This window comes from Thermosynechococcus sp. NK55a (assembly GCF_000505665.1).
GTDB lineage: Bacteria > Cyanobacteriota > Cyanobacteriia > Thermosynechococcales > Thermosynechococcaceae > Thermosynechococcus.
The window spans coordinates 2,171,318-2,183,507 of record NC_023033.1; the positions used below are offsets into that span (position 1 = coordinate 2,171,318).

At 53.2% G+C, this 12,190-nt stretch carries 8 protein-coding genes; 4 read left to right on the forward strand and 4 right to left on the reverse strand.

What is annotated here, in order from left to right; all coding sequences use genetic code 11:
- Window positions 1–16 precede the first annotated feature (16 nt).
- On the reverse strand, window positions 17–1,441 hold the full coding sequence (gene glgA / locus NK55_RS10535) for a glycogen synthase GlgA (protein WP_024125688.1): 1,425 nt from the start codon (window positions 1,439–1,441) through the stop codon (window positions 17–19).
- Window positions 1,442–1,588: 147 nt separating this feature from the next.
- Between glgA and NK55_RS10540 the strand changes: the two genes are divergently transcribed.
- The 4 genes from NK55_RS10540 to cbiD all read left to right on the forward strand — a co-directional run bounded on the left by NK55_RS10540 (window position 1,589) and on the right by cbiD (window position 7,602).
- The gene (locus tag NK55_RS10540) at window positions 1,589–2,884 is read left to right on the forward strand and encodes a glutamate-5-semialdehyde dehydrogenase (RefSeq protein ID WP_041429257.1); all 1,296 of its coding nucleotides are present in this window, start codon (window positions 1,589–1,591) and stop codon (window positions 2,882–2,884) included.
- A 348-nt stretch (window positions 2,885–3,232) separates the two neighbouring features.
- On the forward strand, window positions 3,233–5,671 hold the full coding sequence (gene ppsA / locus NK55_RS10545; protein ID WP_024125690.1) for a phosphoenolpyruvate synthase: 2,439 nt from the start codon (window positions 3,233–3,235) through the stop codon (window positions 5,669–5,671).
- Window positions 5,672–5,774: 103 nt separating this feature from the next.
- Window positions 5,775–6,461: a HEAT repeat domain-containing protein gene (locus NK55_RS10550; RefSeq protein ID WP_024125691.1), complete on the forward strand. Its 687-nt coding sequence runs from the start codon at window positions 5,775–5,777 to the stop codon at window positions 6,459–6,461.
- Between the two features lie 13 nt (window positions 6,462–6,474).
- Window positions 6,475–7,602, forward strand: a complete 1,128-nt coding sequence (cbiD, locus tag NK55_RS10555; protein ID WP_024125692.1) for a cobalt-precorrin-5B (C(1))-methyltransferase CbiD — start codon at window positions 6,475–6,477, stop codon at window positions 7,600–7,602.
- Window positions 7,603–8,284: 682 nt separating this feature from the next.
- Here the strand turns inward: cbiD and NK55_RS10560 are convergent.
- The 3 genes from NK55_RS10560 to NK55_RS10570 all read right to left on the reverse strand — a co-directional run bounded on the left by NK55_RS10560 (window position 8,285) and on the right by NK55_RS10570 (window position 12,146).
- Window positions 8,285–9,916 carry a CTP synthase gene (locus tag NK55_RS10560; RefSeq protein WP_024125693.1) on the reverse strand — a complete coding sequence of 544 codons (1,632 nt, stop codon included), beginning with the start codon at window positions 9,914–9,916 and terminating at the stop codon, window positions 8,285–8,287.
- An 80-nt stretch (window positions 9,917–9,996) separates the two neighbouring features.
- A complete protein-coding gene (locus NK55_RS10565; protein ID WP_024125694.1) occupies window positions 9,997–10,341 on the reverse strand; it encodes a helix-turn-helix transcriptional regulator in 345 nt (114 codons plus the stop codon).
- A 119-nt stretch (window positions 10,342–10,460) separates the two neighbouring features.
- The gene (locus NK55_RS10570; protein WP_024125695.1) at window positions 10,461–12,146 is read right to left on the reverse strand and encodes a B12-binding domain-containing radical SAM protein; all 1,686 of its coding nucleotides are present in this window, start codon (window positions 12,144–12,146) and stop codon (window positions 10,461–10,463) included.
- Between the last annotated feature and the right edge of the window lie 44 nt (window positions 12,147–12,190).

Genomic DNA, 12,190 nt, shown 5'->3' on the forward strand with positions numbered 1-12,190 from the left:
GCCACGATATCAATGACTAGGTCATTGCCGGTACCAGCGTTGGACTAGGATTGGGCATGGTCTCCGGGGGCAATCCATAAATGGAATTATAGAGAGCATTGTAGGCGAGTGCCGATTTTCTCCAGCTAAAGTCCTCGCGCATACCCCGCTGCTGGAGGGCGTGCCACTCCCGTTTGTAGCGATACCCTTCCCATGCCCGCACTAGACAGGTGTAAAAGTCAAGGGGCTCATAGCGGTCAAAGCAGTAGCCCGTTCCGGTTTGCTGCTCAGGGTTGTGGTGGGAAACGGTATCCACAAGGCCACCGGTGCGGCGAACAATCGGCACGCAGCCATAGCGCAACGCAATCATCTGGGAAATGCCACAGGGTTCAAAGCGACTCGGCATAATGAAGGCGTCGGCACCGCCATAGATGCGCCGCGACAGGACATCACTGTAGAGCAACTGCACACTACAGCGCCCCGGAAACCGGGAGGCAATTTGCCACATCTGGGTTTCGTAGTAGCGATCGCCCGTCCCTAAAAGGACAAACTGGCTATCGGTATAGGCAAGAAAGCGATCTAAAATTTGAATCAATAGATCCAGCCCCTTTTGCTCCACTAGGCGGCTGACCATCCCCACCAAAAAAGCACCGGAGTTCACCTCTAGTCCCAGTTCCTCCTGGAGGGCAATTTTGTTAGCCTTACGCCGCTCTAGGGTGTCTGCGGTGTAGTTTTGGGCAAGGGCGCGATCGGTACTGGGGTCAAAAAGCTCAGTATCAATACCATTGAGAATGCCAGAGAGCTTGCCGCTAATAAACGATAGCAACCCCTCCAATTTTTCGCCATATTCGGGGGTTTTAATTTGCTCGGCGTAGGTGGGCGAAACGGTATTGACACGATCGGCATACTGCACTGCTGCTGCCATTGTATTGTGCCCCTGCATGTACCACGGACACCAAGTAATTTGCTCTAGCCGCCACCGCCAAGGTCCTTGATAGGCCAAGTTATGGATTGTAAACACCGTGGTAATGTCGGGATCCTGATGCATCCAGACGGGGATCATGCCCGTGTGCCAATCGTGGCAATGGATAATCTGGGGCTTCCAGTAGTTCCAAGCAAATTCTGCTGCCCCATTGGCAAAGAAGGTGAACCGCCAGTCCTCATCTTCCCCATAGTAGATGCGGCGGGGATTAAAGCAGGGATGGCCAAAAAGGTAAAGGGGCACCTCCGACCCCGGCAACACGGTTTCATAGACATGGAACGTCTGGAACATGGCATGGCCAATCCAGATGGGCTCCTTGGGAATTTCTACCTTATCGGGCAAGAAGCCATAGTAGGGCATAAAAATGCGCACATCATGTCCCATGCGGCGTAACACCTTGGGCAGAGCGCCAACCACATCCCCCATGCCCCCCACTTTCGCCAGTGGTGCCGCCTCAGCAGCAACAAATAGAATTCGCATGATCCTCCTAAACCTGTTTTTTGGCCAATTCTAGGGCAACGCAATTGCCGTTAACCTACCACAAGTGCGGGACAATTTGGCGTACGATCGCCCTTAAGTATCTCTGCTGATGTGTTTTTTGATGTGTCTTTGGAATTGACAACCCCTATGACCGATTCTCCGCTCCTGCAACGGGTCAAAGAAGTTCATGAGCAGGCGCGCCGGTTGGCCACGCTGGATGCCGCTGCCCGCAATGGGGCCCTAGAACAGGTGGCCTGTGCCCTTGAGGAGGCGCGGGAGGAGATTCTGGCGGCCAATGCTGCCGATTGTGAGCAGGCCAAGGCCAATCAGCTCAATTCTTCTCTCTATGCTCGCTTGGAACTGAGTCCCAGTAAACTAGCGGCGGCGATCGCGAGCGTACGTCAAGTTGCTGCCCTCCCGGATCCCCTTGGCCAGCGTCAACTCTATCGAGAATTGGATAGGGGGCTAATTCTCAGTCGCGTCACCTGTCCCCTTGGGGTGCTAGGGGTGATTTTTGAGGCGCGTCCTGATGCAGTAGTGCAGATCGCTTCCTTGGCGATTAAATCGGGGAATGGCGCCATTCTCAAAGGAGGACAGGAGGCCAGTCGCTCTTGCCAAACGATTATGCAGATTATTCATAGGGGGCTAGAGAAGTCGGCAGTGCCCGCGGGGGCGATCGCCCTCCTCACCCAGCGATCGGAGATCAGCGAACTACTGCAACTGGATCAGTGGGTTGATCTAATCATTCCGCGAGGTTCCAATGAATTTGTGCGTTATATCCAGAACAACACGCGGATTCCGGTGCTGGGTCACGCCGATGGTCTTTGTCATCTCTATGTGGATCGGGCAGCGGATCTTGAGAAGGCGATCGCCATTACCCTCGACGCCAAAACCCAGTATCCTGCCGCCTGTAACGCTATTGAGACCCTCCTTGTTCACTGCGACATTGCCGAGGCGTTTTTACCCAAAGTGGCCGCTGCCTTGCAAGAGGCAGGCGTTGAGCTCCGGGGAGATGCGATCGCCTGCGACCTCGTACCCATGACCCCTGCCACTGAAGCCGACTGGGCCACAGAATACTGCGATTTGATCCTCGCCATCAAAGTCGTGCCCGATCTCGATGCCGCCCTGGATCACATTGCCACCTACGGCTCCGGTCACACGGAAGCCATTGTGACTGAGGATGCCGCCACCGCCGCTCGTTTTCTCCAAGAAGTGGATGCTGCTGGTGTCTTTCACAATTGTTCCACCCGCTTTGCCGATGGCTTCCGCTACGGCTTTGGTGCCGAAGTCGGTATCAGTACCCACAAATTACCGCCGCGAGGACCTGTGGGGCTAGAGGGATTAGTGACCTACAAATATCAACTAGTGGGGAATGGCCACATTGTGGCAACCTATAGCGGTGCCAATGCCAAGCCCTTTAGCCATCGCGATTTGGACTCCTGACGAATTTAAGGGATTGTTAAGCCACAGACAAAGCCAATTTTTCTGTTTCAGAATAGAGGTATAGGGCAAGAGTGATTTAGCTACCGTGCAGATGGCAACCTCTGCAAATGTTCTCTACCAAGTCGCTGTTAGCCATGTAGTGCGTACTTTACTCAGTGTCTGAGCAGCCTCTCTTTGCCAACGGCTGATTAAGACTTGGGAATTGCGTGCCGCTAGGTAACTGACAGATTCGTGATAACAAAGGGAGCCAAAAACCGCAAGATGTTCATGGCTCAAACACTGCTGTTGCATCCCCACAGGGACAGCAAACGGCAAAGTCAATAAAACTGAATGTTTAGGAGCATAACAATGACTCAATCCATTCCTAGACCAACCCGTGAAATAACAAATCGGGAAACAGCATTTGTTTTAGAACTGAACTCCTTGAGCTGCAAAGACCTACCACTGGTGGGGGGCAAAAACTCTTCCTTGGGGGAAATGCTCCAACAACTCACTCCCAAAGGTATTAATGTCCCCGATGGTTTTGCCACAACCGCCTATGCCTATCGTTACTTTATTCAAGCGGGGAATCTTGAGACACAACTGCGGCGGCTCCTTGAAGGCCTGGATGTCGAAGATGTCACAGAACTCCACCGCGTGGGTCAGGCGATTCGCTCACTGATTTTGCATACTCCGTTTCCCCCAGAATTGACGGATGCGATTGCTGCCGCCTACCAAAAAATGTGCGATCGCTATGGTCCGAATACGGATGTGGCGGTTCGCTCCAGTGCTACCGCTGAAGATTTGCCCGATGCTAGCTTTGCAGGTCAGCAGGAAACCTACCTCAATGTCCATGGCCTCAAGGGGGTTCTCGATGCCTGTCATCGCTGCTTTGCGTCGCTCTTTACGGATCGGGCAATCTCCTACCGCCAGATCAAGGGCTTTGACCACTTCAATGTGGCGTTGTCAGTGGGAGTGCAAAAAATGGTGCGCTCCGACTTGGCCTGCTCTGGCGTGATGTTCTCGATTGATACAGAAACGGGCTTTAAGGACACGGCTCTCATTACTGCCGCCTATGGCCTGGGTGAAAATGTTGTTCAAGGTGCCGTCAACCCCGATGAATACTTAGTTTTCAAGCCAACTTTGAAGGCGGGCTATAAACCCATCTTGAAAAAAGCCCTCGGCACCAAAGAAATTCGCATGGTCTATGACCTCGGTGGAACGAAGCTGACCCGCAATGAACCGGTACCTGAGACGCTGCGGAAACAATTTGCCCTGACCGATGAGGAAATCCTCACCCTAGGTCGCTGGGCCTGCCTCATTGAGGAGCACTACTCTGCCCTGCGGGGTACTTATACACCCATGGACATTGAGTGGGCAAAAGATGGCATTACGGGTGAACTCTTTATTGTCCAAGCCCGCCCCGAAACCGTCCAATCCCAAAAAGCCAGGAATATCCTGCGCACCTATCATCTCGAAGAAAAAGGGACGCTCCTCGCTACAGGGCGGGCGATCGGTGAAATGATTGGCCAAGGCCGGGCCCGTGTCATTTTGAACGTCAGGAATATCGATCAGTTCCAGGCGGGGGAAGTGCTGGTGACCCACCGCACAGATCCCGACTGGGAGCCAATTATGAAAAAAGCCAGTGCCATTGTCACTGATCAGGGGGGACGCACTTGCCATGCGGCAATCATTGCCCGCGAGCTGGGGATTCCTGCCATTGTTGGTTGTGGTGATGCCACAGAAACAATCCCCAATGGTGCAGCAGTGACGGTCTCCTGTGCAGAAGGGGAAGAGGGGCATGTCTATCAGGGACTGCTGCCCTTCCACGTGCAGGAAGTGGCTCTCGAAAATCTGCCGCGTACCCGCACCCAAATCCTGATGAACGTGGGCAACCCTGAGGAGGCCTTTAGTTTGGCGGCGATTCCCAATGATGGCGTTGGCCTGGCACGCATGGAGTTTATCATTGCCAACCACATTCAGGCTCATCCTTTGGCGCTGCTGCACTACGATGAACTGAAGGATGAGGCAGCAAAGCGGCAAATTGCTGAGCTAACCCAAAACTACAGCGATAAGGCGGAATACTTCGTTGATAAGTTAGCCCAGGGCATTGGGGCGATCGCCGCCGCCTTTTATCCCAAGCCCGTCGTGGTGCGCATGTCCGACTTCAAGAGTAATGAGTATGCCAACCTCTTGGGTGGTCGCCAGTTTGAACCCCATGAAGAAAACCCGATGATTGGTTGGCGGGGAGCTTCCCGTTACTACGACCCCAACTATGCCGAAGGCTTTGCCCTGGAATGCCGCGCCATGAAGAAAGTCCGCGATGAAATGGGTCTGACGAACGTCATCCTGATGATTCCCTTCTGTCGCACCCCAGATGAAGGGCGGCGGGTGCTGGCAGAGATGGCTAAACAGGGGCTGAAGCAGGGGGAAAATGGTCTGCAAGTCTATGTGATGTGTGAACTCCCCAGTAACGTGGTGTTGGCGGATGCCTTTGCTGAGGTCTTTGATGGCTTCTCCATTGGCTCAAATGACCTCACTCAACTCACCCTTGGCTTGGATCGCGATTCGGCCTTGGTGGCGCACTTGTTTGATGAACGCAATGAGGCGGTCAAACGCATGGTGGCGCAAGCCATTCAAACCGCGAAGGCCAAGGGACGCAAAATTGGCATCTGTGGTCAAGCCCCCAGTGACTATCCTGAGTTCGCTCGATTCTTGGTGGCGCAAGGGATTGACTCCATTAGCCTCAACCCTGATTCCGTCCTGAAGACCATGTTGCAAATTGCGGAGGCTGAAAAGGAAGCCTAGAACGCACAACCCAGTAGCAACTCCTCAGTTGAGGGCAGGGAATCGAAGCCGCGATCGCTCTGCCCTTTTCTGCGGCTAAGCGAGTAGGATAATAAGGAATTGGGTGGAGAATCTCGGCGTGGACACAGGGGCAATTCACGAACTCATTACCTCAGCGGATGTGGGCGATCGCCTGCGGGGCATCAATCAACTGCGCAGCCTTGATCCCAAGGACGCCTTTGCACTCATTCAACCCCTGAGTAAGGATGACAATGCCCGTGTCCGCTACGCGGCAGTCAGTCAGATTGCTAGCCTTGGGCACATCAACCTCAATCAAGCCCATGACCTGTTGCGCGATCGCCTGCTCCACGACAGCGAAACCGATGTCCGTGCTGCCGCAGCGGATGCCATGGCTGCTTTGCAAGTTCCCTTTGCCCTCGAAGATTTAGAAACCGCCTACCACAGTACTAACGATTGGCTGTTGCAGTTTAGTATCATTGCCGCCCTGGGTGCCCTCGGAAACCCCGCTGCTGTTGGCCTGCTCACGGAAGCCCTCAATAGTCCCCAAGAGTTGGTGAAATTGGCAGCGATTGGTTCGTTGGGTGAACTCAAACAACCAGAAAGCATTGAGCACTTGCGGCCGTTTGTGGCCTATCCTGATTGGCAAGTCCGCCATCGGCTGGCGATCGCCCTTGGCCAAATTGGCACCCTAGAGGTTCGCCCCCTTCTTGAACAATTGGCCACCGATTCTGCGGCAGCGGTTGCCGAAGCGGCGCGCAGTAGCTTGGCTCAGTTAACTACTCAGCACTAACTACTTAGCACCAATGGGTTATACGCTACCGGTTTTTGCAGCGGCTGCGGCTGTTGCTGCATTGCGTTGCCTCACGGAAGGCACCTGCCCTCAGGAAGTCACCCTTGCCCTGCTGCGCCCCAATCGCTGTGAAACGCTACCCATTGCCCAAGGGGCACCCTTAGATGACCAGCAGGCCTTGGCCATTACCTACAGTGAACCCAGTGACGCCCTTGATCTTACCCGCCATACCCCTATCTGGGCTTGGGTGCGCTGGCAAGACCCTGCAACTTCTCCCAAAATTCACATTGAGGGGGGCTTTGGGGTTGGGCGCGATCGCGCCACGGGCGAGGCAGCTATCTATCGTTATGCCCGTTTGTTGTTGACCACCAATCTATTGCTCTACTGCCCGAAAGAGCGGGCGATCGCCGTTACTCTTCTTTTGCCCCAAGGGCGAGACTTGGCAGAGCGCACCTCGAATGCCGCTTTTGGGATTGTTGAGGGCCTTTCCCTACTGGGGACAACTGCCTTGGCGCAACCCCTCACAGCCCCGGAGCAACTGGATCGCTATCGCGAGGACTTAGCCCAGAAAGCCGCCCAATCGCCAACCCTTGTCTTTTGCATTGGGGAGAATGGCCTGCAGGTGGCGCAACACCTCCGGATTCCCCCCTCCCTTTGCGTGAAAACTGCCAATTGGCTTGGTCCAATGCTGGTGGCAGCAGCGCAGTACAAGGTTCAACAGGTGCTGCTTTTGGGTTACCACGGCAAATTAATTAAACTTGCGGCGGGCATTTTCCATACCCACCACCACCTTGCAGATGCTCGCCAAGAAATTCTCACGGCCTTTTGTGCCCTTGCAGGCCTAGACCCAAAGATTCTGCATCAGGTGTGGCAAGCGCCAACGGTTGAGGCTGCCCTCAAACTTTTAGAAAGAATGTCTCCCCAACTCTTGCCTGAGATTCTGAGCCACATTGCCCACCGCATTGATCAACGTACCACTGCCTATATCCATGCCCATTGTGCCGCTCCCCTCGGACGGTCATTGCAAGTAGGCTGTGCCTTGTTTGGGCGCGATCGCCAAATTGTCACCACCAGTGAGACAGGAAACATCATTTTGAGGCGAATCAGCATCTCGATAGAGCCAGTCGGTTCTTTAGATTAGAGGCAAAGTAGAATACTTTATACTTTTCTATCACTTTTCTATGCAATATGATTTCCGATACCATCTCTTACATTAAGCAATAGATTAAGCAATAGGCAATAAATTAGATCTTAAACGAGGGGATTGCCTATCCTAAAACTGAAGTCATCTCAGCAGGCGACCTTCATGGCTTGCCGACTCCCTCTCACAATCACAGAAAGCTCTAAAGAACTGCAACACTATTTACCGCTTTCTATTTATTTAGGTCAATATCTTGTTAGGTCAATATCTTGACGCAACGTAACCGTGTAGCATAGCCAAACTACTGTTGTGCCCGTCATCCTTGTGAAAACGGCTGTACAGCACAAAACCGATGTCTGACCGCAGGAGCCCCTGCCGATGCTCTACTGGCTCCAGCAAGCACTTGTCTACAGCCGTCCCCCTCTATCGCAACGAGTCCACCATCACTTGCTAGCTGGACACCTATTGCCAAGGAGGACTCAAGCAGTGATTGGCCGTCAAGACACCCCCTGGTACTGCAGGAATCATCCCGCCAGCCGCTTTGACAACTACAGGAGCATCAGCTTGAGGTAGCCTACCCGCCGTGAACAACTGCAGTCAAGGCCATCGGTGTGGTGGCCAGGTCACTCTTCCTGCCTGGATTCTATCTGTTGCGATCATCCGTACTCAGTGCTGGCAACGTCTAGAGGCTTGGGACAACCTGCGGATTATCACGATTGGAATTCTTAGCTGCTGCCGCCAGCAATCCATAAAAGAGAGGATGGGGCGCATTGGGACGGGAGCGAAACTCAGGATGAAACTGCACTGCAATAAAAAAGGGGTGAGCTGGATACTCAATAATCTCTACTAAGCGGCCATCGGGAGATGTACCCGTAACTTGATAGCCCGTTTCCAAAAAGAGGCTGCGATAGGCATTATTAAACTCGTAGCGATGGCGGTGTCGCTCGTAGATGACTGTTTCACCGTAGAGCTTTTCCGCCAATGAATTGGGGGCTAGGCGGCAGGCATACAAACCCAGGCGCATCGTTCCCCCCAAATCGACAATATCCTGCTGTTCGGGTAATAGGTGAATCACCGGGTGGGGAGTATTGGCATCGAACTCAGCACTGTTGGCATTTTCTAAACCCGCAATATGGCGTGCCCACTCAATCACCGCGCACTGCATCCCCAGGCACAGTCCCAAAAAGGGAATTCCCTGCTCCCGGGCATACTGAATGGCAGCAATTTTGCCTTCGACCCCCCGAATGCCAAAGCCCCCCGGCACAACAATGGCTGTGACATTGCTAAGGGCATTTTCCACGCCATTTTCAACGATTTCTTCGGAGTTGACCCAGCGGATGCGCAGTTCGTGGTCTAAGGCGATCGCCGAGTGCCGCAGGGCTTCTACCACCGAAAGATAGGCATCACTAAGGCGTACGTATTTACCCACGATTGCCACCTCCAGGGGGCTGTGGGAACGGTAAAGTCGCTCCACAAGGGCTTGCCACTGACTGAGATCTGGCTGCCGTTGTTCCAGGTTCAACAGGTTGAGAACTTGGGTGGCAAGGCCCTCGCGCTCCAGCAGCAGGGGCACTTCATAGATGCTTTTTGCATCCGGCGAGGGAATGACGCATTCCACAGGGACATCACAGAATTGGGAGAGCTTTTCCTTAATGCCCGGTACAAGGGGGCGATCGCAACGGCAGATGAGAATATCCGGCTGAATACCAATGGAGCGCAACTCCTTCACCGAGTGCTGGGTGGGTTTTGTTTTCATTTCCCCTGCCGAGGGAATCCAAGGCACCAAAGTCACGTGCATAAACAGCACATGGTGCCGCCCCACCTCCGTGCGAAACTGGCGGATGGCCTCCAGAAAGGGCAGCGACTCAATATCGCCAACGGTTCCCCCAATTTCAATAATCACCACATCGGGATTTTTGTCCTTCGCCACCCGTAAAATACGTTCTTTAATCTCATTCGTAATGTGGGGGATGACCTGCACCGTTCCCCCCATATAGTCACCGCGTCGCTCTTTGTTAATGACTGCTTGGTAAATGGATCCCGTCGTGACGCTATTGAGGCGGGACATGGGTGTATCGGTAAACCGCTCGTAGTGCCCTAAGTCCAAATCCGTTTCCGCCCCATCGTCGGTCACAAACACTTCCCCGTGCTGGAAGGGACTCATCGTGCCCGGATCGACATTGATGTAGGGATCAAGCTTGAGAATGGACACAGAATACTGCCGCGATTTCAGCAGCCGTCCCAGACTGGCGGCAACAATTCCTTTACCAATGCTGGAGACAACACCGCCGGTCACAAAAACATATTTCGTCATTGTTGAATACTAGGGCTGAGCCGCAGAGGGCATACTCATCAAAACCTACGCAACTATTCTCGCATATTGCGGCATGGCGCCTAGGAGAAATTATTCATCAATTCCTTGACGACTTGGGATTGCTCCTCAATGCGCCGCCTCAGCCGCTGACAGACCAAATCACACAGAGGAAAAATTGTCGGGTCAGCAATTTCGTAATAGACAGTAACTCCTTGGGGCTGTCGGCGCACCAGACCAGCCTGGGCAAGGGTTTTCAAGTGCTTTGAGACATTGGCCTGCCCCAATCCGGTTTCTTGAATAATCTCCGAGACATTGCGCCGTCCTTGTTTTAGGGCACAGAGCACTTGCAGGCGACTCGGTTCCGACAGCACTTTGAAATACTCGGCAACGTGGGTGAGCAACTCAGGGGAAGGGAGGTCAACCATAGGGGGTATTGTACTTTAGGGACATAGATTAATATAATCTAGGTTAGACATTCTATCATATAGCTGCACAGTAAATAATAGTGCTTCACCCCAGGGAGAGGGAATCCCGCCAAGAAGCTTTAACGCAGTTTTACTGGTAACTTGATAGCAGGTTTGAGCGAGGTAGATGTTGTGTTTTTTGGGCGTAGCCGTTGGGCATAGAAGGAGGCCGCTTCATCACCGCGAGCACATTCTTGGGCAAAGTGAATCAGATGATGCCCCACCACACCCACGTGGATCAATTGTTCAATTTGGCCTTTTTTCAGGGCAGGCCATGCCAGTTTCCAGAACGTCTTGCGGTAGCTCCCCCAAAGCCCCACGTGCCAGAGGAGATTTTTCATAATCCGCAGTCCCCGCAGAATATTTTTACGGCTAAGGCGAGCTGGACTATTGGGCACTGCAATGCGGTTGGGATAGGTGTGGGCCATTTGATAGGCAAACCGCTGGTAGAGAAACTCCGGTTCATAGGCAGTCGTGATAGTGCGGCGCCACATTTCCACCACTTCTTCATAGGGCATGAGGAACTCAACATTGGACTCGCGGTTTTCGTCGTGGTTGAGGCGGCCTTCCGCTTCCAAGCGACGCCAGAGGGGGGTACGGGGTAGGGCGTGCAGCAGGTTAATCGTTAATGTGGGGATGTGGGAGGCACGAATAAACTCAAGAATGCGATCGCCCGTTTGGGGAGTATCTGTATCAAAGCCAATAATAATGCCGGAGACAACTTCCATGCCATAGCGATTCAAAGTTTGCACAGCCTCCAAAATTGGCATACTCAGGTTTTGATCCTTGTGGATAGCGTGGAGGGCTTCAGGTTCTGGGGTTTCAATGCCACAGAAAATCGTACAGAAATAGGCTTCCCGCATCATCTCTAGAAGTTTTGGGCTTTGGGCAATGTTCAGTGTGGCTTCGCAGGCAAATTGCAGCGGGTAGCCATTGGCTTTTTGCCAGTCAATGAGGTGGGGCAGCAGTTCCATCACTGCGCGGCGATTGCCAATGAAGTTATCATCCACAAAATAGACTGCCCCCGGATTCCCTGAGGCCAGCATTGTGTCCAATTCCTTGAGGATCTGCTGCGGCGTTTTCAAACGCGGATTGCGGCCATAGAGTTCGGGAATATCGCAAAACTCACAGCGAAAGGGACAGCCACTGGAAAACTGAACACTGCCGAGGAAATAGTTTTCCATGCGCACATGCTGGTAGGCCGGCACAGGAAATTCACTGAGGGGTAGGCGAGCAGTGGTTTCAAAAATCAGTTGTTGGGGTGGACGCTGGCTACCGTATTCATCAAAGTAGGCAATCATCTTGTCCGTGGCATCCCCCAGTTCCCCCAGGTGGAGAATATCCACATCGGGATAGTATTCCGGACAACTGGAGACCGAGGGCCCGCCAAGGGCAGTGAGTTTACCGTGACGATGGGCAATTGCGTTGATTTCTAAAATTTGTGGCCGCTGAATGTGCATGCCACTGGTAATGACAATATCAGCCCAAGCATAGTCAGCATCGGTTGCTGGGTGTACATTTTCATCAATCAGGCGCACCTCCCACGATTCTGGAAGATAGGCGGCCACTAGCAAAATCCCTTGGGGTGGCATAAAGGCGCGTACCGTGCCCATGAGGGGGTAGGCGTGGTGAAATGTACCAAAGGAGCGGCTGTAGCGGGGAAAAATGCAGAGGATGCGGCGATGGTTACGGGGGGTATAGGGGACTCGACCACTGGTCATCTCGGGAACCAGTTTTATCTCATCGGTGCTCCGACTGAGGTTCATAGCCCACCACTCCTACCTACACGCACTTTTCAATAGGTATAGCC